Origin of the sequence: Antarcticimicrobium luteum, assembly GCF_004358185.1 — a bacterium.
GTDB lineage: Bacteria > Pseudomonadota > Alphaproteobacteria > Rhodobacterales > Rhodobacteraceae > Antarcticimicrobium > Antarcticimicrobium luteum.
The window spans coordinates 136012-154292 of record NZ_SMUV01000070.1 but is presented as its reverse complement, the minus strand read 5'-3'; the positions used below and the strand labels follow the sequence as shown (position 1 = coordinate 154292).

The 18281-nt window shown below is 65.2% G+C and carries 17 protein-coding genes; 6 read left to right on the top strand and 11 right to left on the bottom strand.

Annotated features, from left to right (window positions below; translation table 11 throughout):
- Positions 1-9: 9 nt before the first annotated feature.
- From E1832_RS15530 to E1832_RS15515, 4 genes are all read left to right on the top strand, one after another.
- Positions 10-471: an SRPBCC family protein gene (locus E1832_RS15530; protein WP_133360684.1), complete on the top strand. Its 462-nt coding sequence runs from the start codon at positions 10-12 to the stop codon at positions 469-471.
- Positions 472-530: 59 nt separating this feature from the next.
- A complete protein-coding gene (locus E1832_RS15525; protein WP_133360683.1) occupies positions 531-1604 on the top strand; it encodes a C4-dicarboxylate TRAP transporter substrate-binding protein in 1074 nt (357 codons plus the stop codon).
- Between the two features lie 151 nt (positions 1605-1755).
- Positions 1756-2193 (top strand): TRAP transporter small permease subunit, encoded by a 438-nt coding sequence (locus E1832_RS15520; RefSeq protein WP_165978911.1) that lies wholly within the window; start codon positions 1756-1758, stop codon positions 2191-2193.
- A 1-nt stretch (position 2194) separates the two neighbouring features.
- The gene (locus E1832_RS15515) at positions 2195-3517 is read left to right on the top strand and encodes a TRAP transporter large permease (protein ID WP_133360681.1); all 1323 of its coding nucleotides are present in this window, start codon (positions 2195-2197) and stop codon (positions 3515-3517) included.
- 22 nt (positions 3518-3539) lie between these two features.
- Here E1832_RS15515 and E1832_RS15510 read toward each other — a convergent pair whose 3' ends face one another.
- From E1832_RS15510 to E1832_RS15485, 6 genes are read right to left on the bottom strand one after another with little or no spacing between them, the layout of a single operon-like run.
- The gene (locus tag E1832_RS15510; RefSeq protein WP_133360680.1) at positions 3540-4823 is read right to left on the bottom strand and encodes a M20 family metallo-hydrolase; all 1284 of its coding nucleotides are present in this window, start codon (positions 4821-4823) and stop codon (positions 3540-3542) included.
- Positions 4820-5782, bottom strand: coding sequence for an ABC transporter permease (locus E1832_RS15505; protein WP_133360679.1), 963 nt, complete (start codon positions 5780-5782; stop codon positions 4820-4822). The genes E1832_RS15510 and E1832_RS15505 overlap by 4 nt, the downstream gene beginning before the upstream one ends.
- Complete coding sequence (locus E1832_RS15500; protein WP_165978910.1) at positions 5775-7307, bottom strand: sugar ABC transporter ATP-binding protein; 1533 nt, start codon at positions 7305-7307, stop codon at positions 5775-5777. The genes E1832_RS15505 and E1832_RS15500 overlap by 8 nt, the downstream gene beginning before the upstream one ends.
- Entirely contained in the window at positions 7304-8410 is a 1107-nt protein-coding gene (locus tag E1832_RS15495; RefSeq protein ID WP_133360677.1) for a sugar ABC transporter substrate-binding protein, read from the bottom strand. The genes E1832_RS15500 and E1832_RS15495 overlap by 4 nt, the downstream gene beginning before the upstream one ends.
- A 54-nt stretch (positions 8411-8464) precedes the next feature.
- The gene (locus E1832_RS15490; RefSeq protein WP_133360676.1) at positions 8465-10225 is read right to left on the bottom strand and encodes a hydantoinase B/oxoprolinase family protein; all 1761 of its coding nucleotides are present in this window, start codon (positions 10223-10225) and stop codon (positions 8465-8467) included.
- Between the two features lie 11 nt (positions 10226-10236).
- On the bottom strand, positions 10237-12306 hold the full coding sequence (locus tag E1832_RS15485) for a hydantoinase/oxoprolinase family protein (RefSeq protein WP_133360675.1): 2070 nt from the start codon (positions 12304-12306) through the stop codon (positions 10237-10239).
- A gap of 112 nt (positions 12307-12418) precedes the next feature.
- On the opposite strand from E1832_RS15485, the gene E1832_RS15480 reads away from it, so the two are divergent.
- Entirely contained in the window at positions 12419-12916 is a 498-nt protein-coding gene (locus E1832_RS15480) for a MarR family winged helix-turn-helix transcriptional regulator (RefSeq protein ID WP_245514007.1), read from the top strand.
- Positions 12917-12922: 6 nt separating this feature from the next.
- Complete coding sequence (locus E1832_RS15475) at positions 12923-13255, top strand: DHCW motif cupin fold protein (RefSeq protein WP_133360674.1); 333 nt, start codon at positions 12923-12925, stop codon at positions 13253-13255.
- A 34-nt stretch (positions 13256-13289) separates the two neighbouring features.
- On the opposite strand, the gene E1832_RS15470 is transcribed toward E1832_RS15475, so the two are convergent.
- Genes E1832_RS15470 through E1832_RS15450 form a run of 5 tightly spaced genes read right to left on the bottom strand, consistent with a single transcriptional unit; the run spans position 13290 to position 18242 of the window.
- A complete protein-coding gene (locus tag E1832_RS15470; protein ID WP_133360673.1) occupies positions 13290-14255 on the bottom strand; it encodes an ABC transporter ATP-binding protein in 966 nt (321 codons plus the stop codon).
- A complete protein-coding gene (locus E1832_RS15465; RefSeq protein WP_133360672.1) occupies positions 14252-15229 on the bottom strand; it encodes an ABC transporter ATP-binding protein in 978 nt (325 codons plus the stop codon). Before E1832_RS15465 ends, E1832_RS15470 begins: the two co-directional genes overlap by 4 nt.
- 3 nt (positions 15230-15232) lie before the next feature.
- Positions 15233-16132 carry an ABC transporter permease subunit gene (locus E1832_RS15460; RefSeq protein ID WP_133360671.1) on the bottom strand — a complete coding sequence of 300 codons (900 nt, stop codon included), beginning with the start codon at positions 16130-16132 and terminating at the stop codon, positions 15233-15235.
- The gene (locus E1832_RS15455; protein ID WP_133360670.1) at positions 16132-17139 is read right to left on the bottom strand and encodes an ABC transporter permease subunit; all 1008 of its coding nucleotides are present in this window, start codon (positions 17137-17139) and stop codon (positions 16132-16134) included. The genes E1832_RS15460 and E1832_RS15455 overlap by 1 nt, the downstream gene beginning before the upstream one ends.
- Positions 17133-18242: a M24 family metallopeptidase gene (locus E1832_RS15450; protein WP_133360669.1), complete on the bottom strand. Its 1110-nt coding sequence runs from the start codon at positions 18240-18242 to the stop codon at positions 17133-17135. Before E1832_RS15450 ends, E1832_RS15455 begins: the two co-directional genes overlap by 7 nt.
- Positions 18243-18281: the final 39 nt, after the last annotated feature.

The following is an 18281-nucleotide window of genomic DNA, read 5'->3' as shown; positions in this document are numbered from 1 at the left end:
ACAGGGACCATGGAACTCGAAGGCAGTCAAACCCTTGCGGCCGCACCTGATCAGGTCTGGGCGGCCCTGTTCGACCGCGATGTTCTGGCGCAGGCGATCCCCGGCTGCGAAACCCTCGAACAAACGAGCGAGACAAGCTTTTCCGCCATGGTGAAGCTGAAGATCGGACCGGTGTCCGCGCGTTTCAAGGGCGATGTGGAGCTGAGCGATATTGATCCCGGGCGGTCCTGCACCCTGTCGGGAAAGGGATCGGGCGGGATCGCCGGTTTCGCCAAGGGGGCGGCCCGCGTGACGCTGACGCCCGAGGGCCCGCAGACCGTGCTGGACTATACCGCCGACGTGGCCGTGGGCGGCAAGCTGGCCGCCCTGGGAAACCGGCTGATCAAGGCCACGGCTCAGAAACTGACCGGCGAATTCTTCGCCAATTTCAACACCGCTCTGACCCATGAGGAAAACGCACCGGCAGCCTGAGCGGAACTTCACATCAAAAACTGTCCGCGCAGGACGCGGGATTTCTAAGGGAGGAAACCATGAAATCATCACGCCGGGCCTTTTTGGCCGCATCTTCGGCCGCGCTTGCGGCTCCGTTTCTGAACACCCGCCTGATCGCGGCGGAAACCATCAACATCCAGATCGGTTCCAGCCATCCGACCAACAACATCTGGGTCTATGCGATGCAGAACGCCCTGCAGCCCGCGTTGGAGCGCCTGCTGGCGGATGCCGGCGGCGCCTATGCGGTGAACTGGACCGAGAACTATGGCGGCACGCTTTACAAGTTCAAGGATACACGCACCGCCGTACGCGACGGGATCGTCGATATCGGCATGGTCGGCACGGTCTGGGAAGGCTCCGCCATGCCGCTGCAGAACGTCACCTATTTCACCCCCTTCGCCAACCCGGACCACAATGTCGTCATCGACATCTTCGACAAACTGACCGACGAGCTGCCGGAACTGCGCGAAGGCTGGACCAGCCAGAACATGGTGCATCTGTCCTCGCTGGTGACCGACAGCTATGATGTCTACTCGAACTTCCCGATCGCCTCGGTCGAGGACATCAAGAACCGCCGCCTGAACGCGCCGGGCACCTCGGCCAACTGGCTGTCGGGGACCGGATGCACGCCCGTCAACGGCGCGCTGACAACCTATTACACCGACATCCAGACCGGCGTGTCCGAGGGCGCGCTGTCCTTTGCCAGCGGCATTCAGCCGACGCGCGTCTACGAGGTTGCGCCCCATCTGACCCGCGTCGGGTTCGGGTCGATGTATTTCGGCGGCATCGCGGTGAACAAGCGGTTCCACGACAACCTGCCGGCCGAGGTTCAGACCGCCCTGCGCGAGGCCGGGCGGATCACCTCGCGCAGCCACGGCGATTATGTGACCGAGCGGTCCACCAACGCGATGACGGAAATGGTTGCGGCCGGTCTTCAGGTTACCGAGATGGCCCAGGCCGAGCGCGAGAAATGGGCGGCAACCCTGCCCAATGTCGCCAAACCCTGGCTCGACGCCAACGGTCCCGCCGCCGCAACCGTGCTGAAGGCCTATTTCGGCGAGCTGAAGGCGCGCGGGATCACCCCGGCGCGGGACTGGTCCGCCGAAGTCTGAGGCAGGATGCCCCACAGGTCCACTCCGTCAAACGGGAAATGGCATGAATAAAGCTATCGGTCTCACCCCTCGACCAGGTCCGCTGAGGCGGGGCTTTCAGGTCGTTCTGAACACTGTGGCCGCGGTTGGGACCGTGTGGATCTTTGCGATCATGCTGTTGATTGTGGCCGATGTTGTCGGCCGCAATTTCCTGGCCACGCCTATCATGGGCGTGGCCGAAATCGCCGCCCGCAGCGTGGTGGCAATCGTCTTTCTGATGTTGCCGGCGGCGGCCCTGAACGGAACGCTGATCCGGGCCGACTTTCTGGTGCGCGGCCTTCGGCGGCACGCCCGCTGGGCGGTGCATCTGCTGGACACGGTTTTTGCGCTGGTTGGCGCCGTGCTGTTCGCCCTGGTCGCCATCGCCGCCTGGCCGGATACGCATGAGGCCTGGGCCGCGTCCGAATTCTTTGGCGTGCGCGGGGTCTGGACCCTGCCGACCCTGCCCTTCCACCTGCTGGTGGTTCTGGGGTCCGGCGCGACCAGCCTCGCCTTCCTCACCGTTGCCATAGACAGCGCGGTTCAGACCAAATCCGAAAGGGGCCACTGAGATGAGCAGCATTTCCATCGGTCTGATCCTGATCGGCGTATTGTTCGTGCTGGTTCTGATGGGCATGCGCATCGCCGTCGCCCTGATGGCGGTGGCCTTTGCCGGGGTCTGGCTGATCCGGGACAATTTCGATCTGTCCATGCGTCTGATGTCGATCGCCGCCTACAACGGCGTGGCGAACTATCTGTTCGCCACCATTCCGCTTTTTGTCCTGATGGGGCATCTGGTCAGCATTTCGAACGTCGGCAAGGACACCTTCGACGTGGCAGAGGCGCTGTTGCGCCGGCTGCTGGGGGGGCTGGGCATCGCCACGGTTGCGGCCAATACCGTCTTTGCCGCGGTCACCGGCGTGTCGATCGCCTCTGCCGCGGTGTTCACCAAGGTCGCGGTGCCCGAGATGACGCGGCACGGATACCGTCCCTCGTTCTCGGCCGGCACCGTGGCCGGCAGTTCGGTGCTGGGAATGCTGATCCCGCCCAGCCTGTTGCTGATCATCTATGGTGTTCTGGCCGAGCAGTCGATCGGCCGCATGTTCATCGCCGGTCTGGTTCCCGGCATGCTGCTGGCGGGCGGGTTCGTGCTGTGGATCACGATGGTGGCGAAATTCGCGCCGGGCTTCGTGTTCACCCGCGAGCATCTCGATCAAAGGGATGCCCCGCGGGAACTGCCCCCGGCCATGCCCCTGCCCCAGATCCTGCGCAAGCTCACCCCGATCGTCGTGTTGGTCCTGTTCGTGCTGGGCGGTCTCTACAGCGGGTTTTTCACCCCGACCGAGGCCGGCGGCGTCGGCGCCTTCGCGGCGCTGGTCGTCGCCTTGCTGCGCCGCAGCCTCGATCTGCGCAAATGGTGGCAGGTGCTGACCCAGACCGGGTCGATTTCGGTCGGAATCCTGGCCCTGCTGGTTGCGGCGAGCTTCTACAGCCAGATGCTGGCGGTCGCCGGCATTCCGTCCGCAATCGGAAATTTCGTGCAGCACAGCGGCTTTGGCGCCGTGGGGTTCCTGGTGGTCTATGTTGCCCTGGTGCTGCTGCTCGGCATGATTCTGGACAGCAGTTCGATCCTCCTGATCGTGGTGCCGATCGCGGCGCCGATCGCTCAGGACCTCGGCTTCGATCTGATCCAGTTCGGAATCATCACCGTCATCGCGGTCGAGGTCGGGTTGCTGACCCCGCCGTTCGGGATCTCGATCTTCACGGTGCACTCCACGCTCGCCGACGGCCGCACATCGCTGGAGTCGATCTTTGCCGGCGCGCTGCCCTATGTCGGCGTGATGCTGATCGTCCTGAGCCTGGTTGCGGTGTTTCCGGGGCTGGTGATCGGCTGACGCAAGGCTTGGCCCCGGTTTGTCAGCCCTGCCCGTCGGGCCGGCGCGCGATTCCGGCCCGCTCCAGCATGGCATGCAACAGCACGTCGGCGCCGGCGGCCAGATCTTCGGGCGCGGCGTATTCCTGAACGTTGTGGCTGATCCCGTCGCGGCATGGCACGAAGATCATCGCGGTCGGGGCCAGACCGGCGACATTTGCCGCGTCGTGCAAGGCACCGCTGGGCATGGTGAGGTATTTCAACTCCAGCGCGAGCGCCGCGTCCTCGACCAGCGCCACGCAATCGCCGTCGAACTGTTGCGGCGCAATGGCGAAACGCTCGGAAACCTCGGCCTCGCAGCCATAGTCGGCCGCAACGGCGCGGCAGGCTTCGGCACACTCCCGGCCCAATCGCGCCAGCACCTCGCCATCGGGGTGGCGGATGTCGATGACCAGATCGACATGACCCGCGATGGTGCTGGGTGCGTCCGTCGCCGCAGTCAGCCGGCCAACGCTGACCCGGGCCTCCGGCCCGGCAGCCAGCCCGGTCCGGCGCAGGGCCACCAGGATCGCCCCGGCCGCCAGCAGCGCATCCTTGCGCGCGTCCAGCGGCGTGGTGCCGGCGTGGGCATCGCGCCCGGTGATCGCCACATCCAGCCAGCACAGACCCTGCACCGAGGTGACCACACCGACCTGCGCCCCGGCATCCTCGAGAACGGGTCCCTGTTCGATATGCAGCTCGAAGAAGGAATCGAGCGTCAGATCCGCCGGCACCATGTCGCCGCTCCAGCCGGAGCGCGCGGCCTCGTCGGCAAATCGCGCGCCATCCGCCGACACGATATTGTCCAGCGTCTCGTCAGCGATCCGCCCGGCGAACCAGGCCGAGCCGAGCAGACCGGGGGCAAAGCGGACCCCCTCCTCGTTGGTCCAGTTGATCACTGCCAGCGGCGCCTCGGTCTCGATCCCGGCATCGTTCAGCGCCTCGACCGCCTCGAGCGCGGCCAGAACGCCGGAAACGCCGTCGAACCGGCCGCCGTGCGGCTGGGTGTCCAGATGGCTGCCGGCGGCGACCACCGCGCGGCCCGGGTCGCGTCCGGGGCGCAGGGCGAACATGTTCCCGGCCCGGTCCGAGCGCAGGGTCAGCCCCGCGTCGCGGCACCATACGGCAAACAGTTCGCGGGCGGCGGCATCCTCGTCCGACAGGGCCAGACGGCAGTTGCCGGTCGTCTCGACGACGCCGATCCGGGCCAGATCCATATGGCGGGACCAGAGACGGTCCGCGTTCACATGCGGCGCGTTGGTGCGGCTGCGGCGGGCGGCGCCGCTCACAGGCCCCGGTCCTTCCGTCCCGACACCAGTTGCGAGATCATCACCGCCAGCACCAGCGCCCCGCCATAGAACAGATCCTGCACGAAGGTGCGGAATCCCAGAATCGACAGCCCGTTGATCCCCGTCACCAGGAAATAGACCGCGATGACCGATCCCCAGGGATTGAACCGGCCGGGACGAATGCATGTCGATCCCAGAAAGGCGGCGGCAAAGGCCGGCAGCAGCAGGAAGGTGCCCGAACTGGGGTTCGCCGATCCGGTTGTGCCGGTGTACAGAATGCCGGCAAAAGCCCCCAGCATCCCCGACAGCACAAAGGCCGTGAGCCGGACCCGATCCACGGCAACCCCGGTCAGCCGCCCCACCTCGCGGCCGCGCCCGGTGAACAAAAGCTGCTGGCCGAAGGCCGTGTAACTCAGCATATACCAGATCGCGACAGCCAGCCCGATGGCGTAGTAGAACGCGATCGGCACCCCGAACACCCGCTGGATGATCACCCACTCCATCAGCATCGGAGAGACGCCGGAAATGGTCTGCGAATTGCCGATCCACAGGGTGATCCCATGCAGGAAGGTGCCCACCCCCAGCGTCACGATCAGCGAATGAACCCGGAAATAGAGCGTGATCGCGCCGTTGATCAGACCGATCAGGGCGCCAAGGGCCAGGCCAATCGGCAGCACCAGAGCCAGCGGCAGATCCATCCGCGCATCCAGAATGGCCACGGTCATCGACACCAGCGTCAGGATCTGCGCGATCGACAGGTCGAAATCGCCCGCCGTCAGCGGGATCATCAGCCCCAGCGTCACGATCACGAGTACCGCCTCGGAGCCGAAGATGGTCGAGAAATTCGACCAGGTCAGAAAGGTGTCGGGCCGCAACGCTCCGAACAGCGCGATAAAGGCCAGCCAGACGATGATCAGGCCGAACCGTTCCATTTGATAGCTGAGATCGCTCTTATGCATGTTCTTCCGCCATTTCATAACAGGCCTTGGCAATTGCCGCTTTGGTCACGCCCGCCCCTTTGAGTTCCGCCTTGATCCGGCCCCTGTCAAAAACGAGAACCCGGTGCGCGATGATTTCCAGTTGTTCGAATTCCGAGGTGGCGCAAATCACCGCACCGCCGGCGGCGCAGAGCGCCAAGAGGTGGTCATAGATCTCCTGCCGCGCGCCGACGTCGATCCCCTGTGTCGGCTCGTCCAGCAGGACCAGCCGCGGGTCGAGCTGAAGCCATTTTCCCAATACGAGTTTCTGCTGATTGCCGCCTGACAATTCCGCGGCCGGCTGATCCGGCGAGGCCGCCTTGACGCGGAACCTGGCCATCAGATCGGCGGTGATGTCGCGATTGCGGCGGTGATTGAGCGCCAGGCTGCCGCGCAGCTGCGGCAGGGTGGCGTTTTCGGTCAGGCTCAGCTCCGGCGCGATACCGGCGGTCTGGCGGTCGGCCGGGATCAGCGCGATACCCGCCGCGATGCTGTCGGCGGGGCTCATCCGGCCCAGATCGTATGTGCGGCCGTTCAGGGTCAGATCCCCGGCGACGGCTGGTCGCGCACCGGCGATCAGCATCGGCACCTCGTCATGCCCTGCGCCGATAAGGCCCGTCAGCCCCAGGATCTCGCCCGGTTGCACCGACAGGGAGACATCTTTCAGGATCGCGCCGGTCAACCCGCGCACCTCTGCGACCGGCGCGGCCGGGGTCAGGGCCGAAACGCGGCGGTCCGCGGCGACGGCGCGGCCGACGATGGCCTCGACCAGATCGCCCCGGCCGGTTGCGGCGGTCTCAAAGGTGCCGATCACCTTGCCGTCGCGCAGCACGGTGGAGCGGTCGGTGACCTCGAGCACCTCATCGATGTCGTGGCTCACGAAAATGATCGAGACGCCGCGCGCGGTCAGCCGCCGGATCAGGGCGAACAGCTCGCGCACGTCCTCCTGCGGCAGGAACGGCGTCGGTTCGTCCAGAACCAGGGTTCCGGGGACGCCGTGGCTCCGATGTTCCTGCACCCGGTCGGCGGCACGCACGATGGCCAGTTGGGCCCGTTGCACCGGCGACAGATCCGCAACGACGTGCTGTGGCGAAAGGGCAAGGTGATGCTCGGCAAAGAGGCGGCGGGCGCGGCCGGCCTCCTTGCTCCAGTTGATCCACCAGGGATTCAGCCGCTCATGATCGCCGGCGATCAGGTTTTCCAGCACCGTCGCTTCGGGCAGAAGACCAAGGTTCTGATGCACGAAGGCAAGGCCATGCGCCTCGCTTCTGCCCAGCGGCATCGGCAGCGTGACGGCCCGGCCGTCGATTTCTAGCGTCCCGGCATCGGGCGCATGAAACCCCGAAAGGACCTTGATCAGGGTCGATTTCCCCGAACCGTTGGTGCCCAGAAGCCCATGCACTTCGCCCGGGGCAATGGTCAGGTCCGCGCAATCCAGCGCGCGGACCCCACCAAAGGTCTTGGTCAGGCCCCTGAGGGCCAGACGTGGAGTGCCCGATTGGCTCACTCCGTCACTTTCCACAGATCGCGGTAACCGGCGACATAGGCGTCGCCATACCCCTTGGAGGCTTCGGCCGGGTTGCCAACCTCGGCAATGTTCCCGGCGGTGAACACCCGCAGCGGCACCTTGCTGTCGGTCACCGGATCGAGCCCGCAAATCAGCCTCATCTCGGCATCCAGCATCGCATGGGCGATCCAATCCAGGTTCTCGCCGATGTCCATTTCGACCACGCCGTCGCGGATCAGGTCCAGCACAAAGGGCGTGCCGTTGAAGGTGGCGACCTTGACGCTGTCGCGCTTGCCCGAGATGGCGACGGCAGGGGTCACAAAGGTGGACATGCTGTCATAGATCGGGATCACATAGTTGATGTCCGGATTTGCCTGCAACTTGCCCTGAACGGTGGGCTGGATGCGTGTGGCCCAGTCGACGATCGGCACGTTGACGATCTCATAGGTGCAGTCGGGGCATTTGGCGAAGGCTTCGGTCAGACCGTCGGTCAGGCTGTCGGTTGACAGCGCCTCGTTCGAGACGATGATCAGCGCGTTCACCTTGGCCCCGGTCTGCGCGATGGTCCAGTCGGCCATCAGCTTGCCCGCCTGTTTGTAGTCGATGGCGGTATTGGCATCGACACCGGCTGGCGCCGGAATCTCAAGCCCGGTCAGGTGCGAGGTGACGACCTTGACCCCCGCCGCCTGCGCCGTTTTCACCTGCGGCTCGAAAAAGCGCGGGTCGGCACCGGCCAGGAGCGACACCACATCGAAACCGTTGTTGGCGGCGTAGTCCATGCCTTGGATCCACTGGGTCGGATTGCCCTGGTTCTCCCACTGGCTGTGTTCGAATCCCAATTCCTCGGCAAGGGCGTCCTTTGCATCCGCGATCGTCTTGATGAAGGGGATCGCGCTGGATGCCGGGACCGTCAGGATGGACTTGCCCTCCATGCAGGCGCGGGCGTCGAACGGCTCTCCCGGCGGCGTGAATTCGGGAATGCCCGAATAGGCCTCGATATTGGCCTTGGCTGCGGCCACCGGGTCGTCCTGGGCCAGGGCCGGCACGGCCGTGGCCATCATCAGGGCGGAAACCAGCCCCATTGTCTTGAGCGTCCTTGTCATTTCGCAGTCTCCCTTGTTGGTTTGGTTGTTATTCTGGTGCGGTGCGCGCGGACATCATCGGCCTGCGCGCAGCTTTTCAGTAGCGTCCCGGTCCAGACGGCAACCGCCGACGATCACGACGCCGTACTCCTCGCGGGCCGTCTCGACCTGCAGCAGCCCGTCCAGCACATCGTCGAGCACATCTTCGGGCGCCCGGGCGAACGGATCGCCGTAACCGCCGCCGCAGGGGCCATAGGCGACCAGCCGGTCCCCCCTGACCAGCGGGCGATAAGGGATCTTCGAGGGCAGCGCCTCGCTCTGACCGTTCGCGTGAACCAGATCGACATTGGCGGGCGAGCCGTCCTTGCCGCCGGCAAAGCCCCAGGGACGGAACCGCTGGCCGTCGCCCTCGACCGAGACCGCGCCATCCTCGAGCAGCTCGAAGGAGCGGATCGAGCCGATCCCCCCGCGCCACTGTCCCGCCCCCGCCACATTCTCGCGCAGTTCATAGTTCAACACGCGCAGCGGCAGGTGACTTTCGATATCCTCGACTGGATTGTTGCGGGTGTTGGCATAAAGCGTATCGACTGCATCCATGCCGTCCTTGCCGTGGCGGCCGCCATAGGCGCCCTCCATGATCTCCATATGCACCCAGGGGCCCGCCTTGGTCTGGCCCGAGAACGCCATTACCCGCAGGTTACCGATGCCGGCGCTGACCTGTCTGGGCACCGCAGGCGCGATGGCCTTCATCACCGTATCGGCCACCGCGTTGCCAGGGCAGAACCGGGCGATCACCGGCGCCGGAAAGATCGGATTGGCCAGGCATCCCTCGGGGGCGTGGATGGTGATCGGCCGTGTCAGCCCGCTGTTCTGCGGGATCGCCCCGTATACGTCACTGTCCAGCAGAATCGAGCGCAGCGTCAGCCAGACCGCGCAATCGACCGTGCCCACCAGAGGCATGTTGATCGGCTTGTTCGGCGTCTGCGGCGCGGTGCCGGTGAGATCGACCAGCACATCGCTGCCCTTGACCGTCAACGTCACCTCGATCGGCAGCTCCTTCAGCGCGGGATCGTCGCTGTCGAGATAGCCGTCGATATGGGTGCGGGCGTTATAGCTGCCGTCGGGGATCGCCGCGATGGCATCGCGCATCAGTTTTTCGGAGTAGTCCAGCAGATCCTCATAGGCGCCGGTCACCGTCTCGAGCCCGTATTGATCCAGCAGCGCCGCATATCGGTCCGCGCCGATCCGCGCGGCGGCGACCTGCGCCTCCATGTCTCCGACGACCAGATCCGCGATGCGGATGTTCGAGCGCAGGATCTGCCAGACCGGCTCGACCTTCTTGCCGCCGTCATAGACGCGGACCGCCTTGAACTGCAGCCCCTCGGCATAGGCGTCCACGGCGTCGACGATGCCGCAGCTGCCCGGCGTCAGCGCCCCGATATCGAGGTGGTGCGCGGTGGTGACGGCAAAGCCGGCCAGCTTGTCCTGGTGAAAGATCGGCACGGCGAAACCGACATCCGGCCCGTGCGAGGCCCCGGCATAGGCATCGTTGTGCATGAAGACGTCGCCGGGCCGCACCGTGTCGCCGCGGGCCTCAAGCTCGCGCAGGATGCCTTCGATATAGCCTGGGATCGGCCCCGATTGCAGCGGCGTGGACATGGTGCATTCGCACAGTTGCCGCCCGGTGGAATCGGTCAGGGCGGCGCCGAAATCCTCGCTTTCGCGGATGATGCTGGAATAGCTCATACGCATCAGCTTGTGACCCATCTCGATGGCGATATTCTCAAGCGCGCCGTGGATCACGGCCGCGAGAAACGGATCAACGCGGGTTTTCATCTGCATCTTCCTTACTCCCCGTTCCGGGTCATCACGACATTGGCAAAGCGGTCCACCTCAAAGCTCCAGTCCGGTGGCACCACCGTGGTGCTGTCCGTCTGCAACAGGATGGCCGGCCCCTGCATCGGGACGCCGACCGGCAGATCGGTGCGGTCGAAATAGGGTGTCTCGAAGCTTTGCAGCGCGTCGTCGACGCGGAACACGCATTGCCCCTGCCCCACCGGGCTGGCGACCGCCGGACCCTTGGCCCCGGGCGGTGTGCCCAGCTTTTCGACCTCGCCCAGACCGCGCAGCTTGACCGTCACGATCTCGACCGGTGCCTGCTCGAAGGCATGGCCGTATTCGGCGCGGTGCCGGTCGTGGAACGCCTGCCAGACCTGCTCCAGCGCGGCCTCGTTCAGCGGTCCGTCGGGAATGTCGATCTTCAGCTCATAGCCTTGCCCGACATAGCGCAGATCGCCCTCGCGCAACATCCGGCGCTTTTCAACGGGCACGCCGTCTCGGTCGAAAATGCCCGACAGTTCGGCCTGCATATCGTCGAACAGCCAGGTCAGACGGGCATGATCGATGCTGCCCTTGACGGCAAAGGCGGTCCGCAGCGCGTGATATTCCAGATCCGCCGTCAGCAGGCCCATCGCCGAGGTGATGCCCGGATGCGGCGGGATCAGCACGCGGCGCACGCCCAGCATGCCGGCGACTTCCGCCGCATGCAGCGGACCGGCGCCGCCAAAGCCCGACAGGGTGAACTCGCGCGGGTCGATCCCCTTTTGCACCGTGCGCGAGCGGATCGCGTTGGCCATGTTGGAATTGAGTACCGTCAGTGCGCCCTCGGCGGTCTCTTCGGGGCTGCGGCCCAGTTGGTCGGCCAGCGCGCCGATCACCCGGCGCGAGGCGTCGGCATCCAGCGTCATGTCGCCGCCAAGGAAATTCCGCGGCGCCAGACGGCCAAGAACCAGGTTGGCGTCGGTCACGGTGGGCAGGTCGCCGCCCTTGCCATAGGCGGCCGGACCCGGATCCGCACCGGCGCTTTCCGGCCCGACGCGAAAGGCGCCGCCGCGATCCAGATAGGCGATCGAGCCGCCACCGGCCCCGATGGTGTGAATGTCGATCATCGGCAGCATCACCGGGAAGCCGGCGATCGAGGCGCTGCGGGTATCGGCGTCGGTCAGCCTGCCGTCGACGATGATGCCGATATCGGCACTGGTCCCGCCGATATCCAGCGTGATGAGCCGGTCGGTGCCCGCGTGATTGCCGATCCAGGCGCCACCCCGGACCCCGGCGACCAGGCCCGACAGCAGCGTCGAGGCGGGTTTCTCGGAAATCATCTCGGGCGTTGCAACCCCGCCGCTGGAGGTCATCACATGCAGCTCGCCCTTCAGCCCCTGGGCACGCAGCTCGGCCTGCAGTTCCTCGATATAACGGCGGACTTTCGGGCCGATAAAGGCCGACATCGCCGCCGTGGTGAACCGCTCGAATTCGCGGAACTGGGGCGCCACGCCCGATGACGTCGTGACAAAGGCCTCCGGCATCTCTTCCTGCACGATCTCGGCGGCGCGGCGTTCATGCACCGGATTCACATAGGAGAAGAGGAAGCCGACCAGCACCGCCTCGACGCCCTGCGCGATCATCTCGCGGGCCGCGTCGCGCACCGCCTGCTCATCCAGCGCCACCAGCTCGGCGCCGGTCGCGTCCAGCCGGCCGGCCACCGTGTGGCGATGCCGGCGCCGGATCAGCGGTCGGTTCTGCCAGGGCAGATCCTGCATGATCGAATAGTGCTGCGGCCGCTGGTGCCGTCCGATGTGCAGGACATCGCGGAACCCGTCGTTGGTGATCATGCCGGTGACCGCGCCGTCGTGTTCCAACATCGCATTCGTACCCACGGTGGTTCCGTGAAACAGGCTGTCGATGTCCGCGGGCGTGATGCCCGCCTTGTCACAGATCGCCCGCAGGCCGGTCACGACACCAATCGCCGGATTGGTCGGCGTCGAGGGCGTTTTATGGATCGTCAGCTTTTGTTTCGTGAGATCGGCCAGGATCAGGTCGGTAAAGGTCCCGCCAACGTCAACGCCCACAACAATCATTCGATGCCTCCAATTCAGATTGAGAAAAGATTGATCCAGATGGATGTATATGGCAAGGACATTCTGAACCGGACTTGACGAAACCGGCGGTTCGGAATTTTTTGGGGGCAGGATGAGCATAAAAAACAAGCTAGACGCGATCTTTGCCTCGGACCTTCGCCATCTCATGGTCGTGAGTTACATCGTCTTGGGCAACAATGCGGTTACGAACCGCTATATCGAACGCCGCTACCAGATGCCCGTGCATGCTTGGTCGACGCTGTTCGCGATCGTCATGTTTCCGGGTATCCGGGCGAAAGAAATCAAACATCTGTTCCCGCGGCCCCAGAACACGATCAGCCGCGCGGTCTCGCTCCTCGAATCGCGCGACCTGGTGAAACATCAGACCTCGCCCACCGACGGCCGCGAGAAACGGCTCTTCGCCACCAAAGCCGGCGAGGACATGCTGGCCGAGATCCGGGCCGTCTCGGGGTTGCGCCAGGAGGAGTTATTCTCCCCGCTGACCGATGCCGAACGCGAGACCTTCTTCGCGCTCGCCCGGAAAATCGCCAGCGGACCCAAGCTGCTGGATTCCGGCGCCATGCGCGCCGAACCGACCGAGAAAGACTGACGGCCGATGAAACTTCCCGACATGCCATTCACCCTGTTCGACCGAACCAACATGGCCGCCGAGGAGTGCCCCGGAGAGCACGGCACATCCCGGGAGCGCCGCCTTGACCTGGACGGCTTGCGGGTGCGCGTCATCGACTACGGGCCGGGCTATGTCGCCGATCACTGGTGCGACCGGGGTCATGTCCTTTATGTTCTGTCAGGGGAAATGACCGTGGTGCTGAAGGATGGCCGCGAAACCAGGCTGACGCCGGGCATGGGGTTCTGCGTTTCCGATTTCGGGGACGCCGCCCATCTGGTGCGCACGCAGGCCGGATGCCAGGCCTTCATCGTCGACTGAACCGACATCCGGGGGCGGCGGCCGGGCGCCGCGGTCAGCCGGCGGCCCCCTCCGGGTGGAAACAGGCGGCGGCGTGGGCATCGCCGGTCAGCTCGGGACGCGTGCGGCGGCAATCGTCCTGCACCTTCCAGCAGCGCGGCGCAAAGGGGCAGCCCTCCGGGATCGAGAGCGGCGAGGGCAGTTCGCCCGACAGCTTGATCCGGGTCTTTTCCGCCCCCGGCTCGGCCCGCGGCGTCGCCGAGAGCAGCGCCTTGGTATAGGGGTGGCGCGGGTTGCCGAAAACCGCGTCCTTGTTGCCGCGCTCCACCGCGCGTCCCAGGTACATCACGATCACATCATCGGCGATGTGGCGGACCACGCTGAGGTCGTGGCTGATGAAGAGATACGCAAGCTGCAACCGCTCCTGCAGATCGACCAGCAGGTTCAGGATCGCGCTCTGAATCGAGAGGTCGAGCGCCGAAACCGGCTCGTCCAGGACCAGCACCCTGGGGTCCAGCATCAGCGCGCGCGCGACGGCGATGCGCTGGCGCTGTCCGCCTGAGAACATGTGCGGATAGCGCTCGAAATGCTCCGGCCGCAGACCGACCAGGCGCAGCATCTCGCGCGCCTTTTCCTCGCGCTCGGCCCGCGACATGTCCTTGCGGTTGATGACCAGCGGCTCCATCAGGATGGTGCCGATCCGCTGGCGCGGGTTGAGCGATCCATAGGGATCCTGGAACACGATCTGAACCGACTTGCGCAGGCTGGCCCAGACGTCGGGCTGCACCGGCTGGCCATCGAGCACCAGCTCGCCCGCCGTCGGCTCCTCGATCATGGTGACCATGCGTGCGAGGGTCGACTTGCCGCAGCCGCTTTCACCGACCACCGCCAGGGTCTTGCCCGGATAGAGCGCGAAATCCACACCACCCACGGCGCGCAGCAGCCGGGTCGGGCGCAGCAGACCGCCGCTGACCTCGTAATGGCGCTGAAGTCCGGTTGCGGACATGACAGGGGCATTCATGAGGCAAGCCTTTCGTCGGTGCTCAGCGGATGGAAACAGCGCGCCTGGCCCAGATCGGCCCCGCAGGGTTGCGGCGGTTCGCCCCTGCACCGGTCATCGGCGAATTTGCAGCGCGGCGAGAACAGGCAGCCCGGGGGCCGGTCGAACTGGCCCGGGACCACGCCGGGGATGGTCGGCAGCCGCTTTTCGGTGGCCCGTTCGGGCAGCGCATCGAGCAGCGCGGCGGTATAGGGGTGATGCGGTGTTCGGAACAGCGGCACCACCGGCTGCTCCTCGATCTTCTGACCGGCGTATTGCACGCTGACCCGCTCGGCGGTTTCGGCGACCACGCCCATGTCATGGGTGATCAGCACCAGCCCCATTGCGGTCTCGTTGCGCAGCTCGGCCAGCAGATCGAGGATCTGCGCCTGAATGGTCACGTCAAGCGCGGTCGTCGGCTCGTCCGCGATCAGCAGTTTCGGCTTGCAGGAGATGGCCATGGCGATCATCACGCGCTGGTTCATCCCGCCCGACATCTGGTGCGGAAAGGCCGAAAGCCGCTTTTCCGGGTCCGGGATGCCCACCTGTTCGAACAGCTCCACCGCGCGGGCATGGCGTGCGCGCCGGTCCAGTCCAAGGTGAAAGCGCAGCGCCTCCTTGATCTGCCAGCCGACGGTAAAACAGGGATTGAGCGAGGACATGGGCTCCTGGAAGATCATCGCCAGATCGTTGCCGATGATCCTGCGGCGTGCCCGCCGGTCCATGTTCAGCAGATCCTGGCCGTCAAAGCTGATCTCGTCGGCGGTGACCCTGGCGGTCCAGGGCAGCAGACCCATGAGCGCCAGCATCGACACCGACTTGCCCGAACCGCTTTCCCCCACGATGGCAAGGATTTCGCCGGTGTTCACGTCCTGATCGACCGAGTCCACGGCCCGGAAACGGCCCGAGGCGGTGGCGAAATCGACGCTGAGGTTCCTGATGCGTAGCAGCGACATGACTCAGCTCCGTTTCAGTTTCGGGTCGAGCGCGTCGCGCAGCCCGTCGCCCATCAGGTTGATCGCCAGCACGGTCACCAGGATGGCGAGGCCGGGAAAGGTGACCACCCACCAGGCGCGCAGGATGAATTCGCGCGCCTCGGCCAGCATCGTGCCCCATTCCGGGGTCGGGGGCTGCGCGCCCATACCGAGAAACCCGAGCGCGGCGGCATCGAGGATGGCGGTGGAAAACGACAGGGCGGCCTGCACGATGATCGGCGCCAGGCAGTTCGGCAGCACGGTTATGAACATCAGCCGCAGCATGCCGGCCCCGGCGACGCGGGCCGAGGTGACATAGTCCTTTTGCAGTTCCGACATCACGCTGGCGCGGGTAAGGCGCACATAGTGCGGCTGCAACACGATCGCGATGGCGATCATCGCATTGACCAGCGACGGCCCCAGCACCGCCACCAGCACCAGCGCCAGCAGCAGCGAGGGAAACGCGAGGACGATGTCCATGATCCGCATGATGACGGCATCGACCCATTTCGGCGCGAAACCGGCGATCAGGCCGACGATGATGCCACCGGAGGCCGCAATGCTGACCACGATGACGCCGACAAAGAAGGAATACCGCGCGCCTTCGATCAGCCGCGAAAGCATGTCGCGGCCCAGCGGATCGGTTCCGAGCGGATAACTCCAGCTGCCGCCGGACTGCCAGGCGGGGGGCTTCAGGATCGCCTCGCGGTACTGGAGCGTGGCGTCATGCGGCGCGATCCAGGGACCGAACAGCGCGAGAAAGGCAAAGACAACAAAGATCCAAAGCCCGATCACCGCGCCGCGGTTCTCACGGAAATAGAACCAGAACTCGCGCAGGCGGTCGGGACGTTGTTCGACTTGGGCTGGTACGGAGGTATCGGCCATCACCGTTTCCTGATCTTGGGGTTGATGACGCCATAGAGCATGTCGACCGTGAGGTTCACGATCATGACCATGACAGCGATCAGCAGCAGCCCGCCCTGAACCACGGGATAGTCGCGGCGAAAGATGCTGTCGACCATCCACTTGCCGATACCGGGCCAGCTGAAAATGGTCTCGGTCAGGATGGCGCCTGCCAGCAGGGTGCCGACCGAGAGACCGATGACCGTGACGACCGGGATCAACGCGTTGCGCAGCGCGTGGATGCCGTTGATGCGAACCGGGGCCAGCCCCTTGGCGCGGGCGGTGCGGATATAATCCTCGCCCAGAACCTCCAGCATGGCGGACCGGGTCTGGCGCGCGATGACGGCCAGCGGGATCGTCCCCAGCACGATCGAAGGCAGGATCAGGTGACGGACAGCCGAGGTAAATGCGCCTTTCTGACCGGAGGCGAGGCTGTCGATCAGCATAAAACCGGTCGAATCCTTGAAATAATAGATCAGGTCGATCCGCCCCGAAACCGGGGTCCAGCCCAGGTTGCCGGAAAAGACGATGATCAGCAGCAGCGCCCACCAGAAGATCGGCATGGAATACCCGACAAGGGCCGAGGACATCAGCGCGCGGTCAAAGAACTTGCCGCGGTTGACCGCCGCGATCACCCCCGCCGGCAGACCCAGGACGACGGCGAAGACCATGGCGCAGACCGACAGCTCGAGCGTGGCGGGAAACAGGGCGAAGAATTCGTCCCAGACCGGTTTCTTGGTCACAAAGGAAATGCCGAGGTCGCCGTGCAGCACCCCGACGAAATAATCCCAGAACTGCGAATATATGGGACGGTCAAAGCCGAACTGCCGGGACAGCTGGTCATAGCGTTCCTGGCTCAGCCCGCGTTCGCCAGCCATCACGATGATCGGATCGCCCGGCAGAACGCGGATAAAGCCGAAAGAGATCAGCGTCACCCCGATGAAGGTGGGAACAAAGGTCAGGATGCGGCTCAGGACATAGTTCAGCATGGCAGCACCATCAGCTCCTTTGGAAAGGCGGTCAGGCTCGTGCAGCCGTCTTCGGTCACCAGGACATCATCCTCGATCCGCACCCCGAAATTGCCGATCTCGTACAGACCCGGTTCGTTGGTGTAAACCGTGCCGGCCGGCAGGGATAGGTGGTTGCCCCGCATGATATAGGGCGCTTCGTGGACCTCCCGGCCAAGGCCGTGGCCGGTCTTTGTCCGGATCCGGCCGGCAAAGGGCGAGGCCTCGAGCACACCGGTGACGACATCGTCGATCTCATGCGCGGTGACGCCCGCGCGGGTGACAGCGAGACCGGCGAGATTGGCGCGCAGCACGGTGTCGTAGACCTCTCTCGCCTCGTCCGTGGCATGGCCAAGAAAGACGGTGCGAGTGATGTCGGCGGCGAACCCGTCCTTGCGGGCACCGAAGTCGAACAGGACGGCGTCGCCTTGCCTGACCGCGTATCCCTCGCGCGCATGGGCATGCGGTTTGGCCGAATTGTCACCGGCGGCGACGATGGGCGCAAAGGCCAGATCGTCCGCGCCCTCCTCGAACATCAGGCGGACCAGCGTCTGCTCGATCTGCTTTTCGGTCTGGCCGGGGCGGAGGCCGTCAAGCGTGCGGGCCAATGCGCGTTCGGAAATGCCGATCGCAACCCGCATCGCGGCGATGTCATCGGCGGTCTTGATCATGCGCAGCGCCGAGATCGCCGCCTCGGCATCCGTGATTTCAAGATCCGGTTGCGCCCGTTTCAGGGCGTGATGGACAAAGACCCGCATCACCTGGCCTTCGACAGCCAGCGAGGAAATGTCCAGATGTGCCATCAGGGCGGCAAAGGCGGTGGCGTACCCGGTCTGGTCGCGCCAGTCAAAGACGGCGCCCTCGAACCCGACCGAGGCCCAGCTTCCGAGTTCCAGGTTCGGCACCAGCGCGGCGGCCGGGCCGTCGGCGGGAATGACGACGAGGAACGGCCGCTCGTGGCTCATGAAGGCCTGGCCGATGGCGCGTGTGAAATTGGGGCCCGGCACCAGCGCGACGGCGTCGAGGCCGAGCTCGGCTGCGACGGCGGCATAGGAGGCCAGGCGGCTCGAGAGCGGCTGCGACATGTCTACAGGCCTCTGGCTGGCAGGTCATGGGATGGAGGC

Coding starts and splice junctions, on each gene's coding strand:
- E1832_RS15530 (WP_133360684.1), top strand. CDS start 10: ATGGAACTCGAAGGCAGTCAAACCCTTGCGGCCGCACCTGATCAGGTC.
- E1832_RS15525 (WP_133360683.1), top strand. CDS start 531: ATGAAATCATCACGCCGGGCCTTTTTGGCCGCATCTTCGGCCGCGCTT.
- E1832_RS15520 (WP_165978911.1), top strand. CDS start 1,756: ATGCTGTTGATTGTGGCCGATGTTGTCGGCCGCAATTTCCTGGCCACG.
- E1832_RS15515 (WP_133360681.1), top strand. CDS start 2,195: ATGAGCAGCATTTCCATCGGTCTGATCCTGATCGGCGTATTGTTCGTG.
- E1832_RS15505 (WP_133360679.1), bottom strand. CDS start 5,782: ATGCATAAGAGCGATCTCAGCTATCAAATGGAACGGTTCGGCCTGATC.
- E1832_RS15495 (WP_133360677.1), bottom strand. CDS start 8,410: ATGACAAGGACGCTCAAGACAATGGGGCTGGTTTCCGCCCTGATGATG.
- E1832_RS15490 (WP_133360676.1), bottom strand. CDS start 10,225: ATGAAAACCCGCGTTGATCCGTTTCTCGCGGCCGTGATCCACGGCGCG.
- E1832_RS15485 (WP_133360675.1), bottom strand. CDS start 12,306: ATGATTGTTGTGGGCGTTGACGTTGGCGGGACCTTTACCGACCTGATC.
- E1832_RS15480 (WP_245514007.1), top strand. CDS start 12,419: ATGAGCATAAAAAACAAGCTAGACGCGATCTTTGCCTCGGACCTTCGC.
- E1832_RS15475 (WP_133360674.1), top strand. CDS start 12,923: ATGAAACTTCCCGACATGCCATTCACCCTGTTCGACCGAACCAACATG.
- E1832_RS15470 (WP_133360673.1), bottom strand. CDS start 14,255: ATGAATGCCCCTGTCATGTCCGCAACCGGACTTCAGCGCCATTACGAG.
- E1832_RS15465 (WP_133360672.1), bottom strand. CDS start 15,229: ATGTCGCTGCTACGCATCAGGAACCTCAGCGTCGATTTCGCCACCGCC.
- E1832_RS15460 (WP_133360671.1), bottom strand. CDS start 16,132: ATGGCCGATACCTCCGTACCAGCCCAAGTCGAACAACGTCCCGACCGC.
- E1832_RS15455 (WP_133360670.1), bottom strand. CDS start 17,139: ATGCTGAACTATGTCCTGAGCCGCATCCTGACCTTTGTTCCCACCTTC.
- E1832_RS15450 (WP_133360669.1), bottom strand. CDS start 18,242: ATGTCGCAGCCGCTCTCGAGCCGCCTGGCCTCCTATGCCGCCGTCGCA.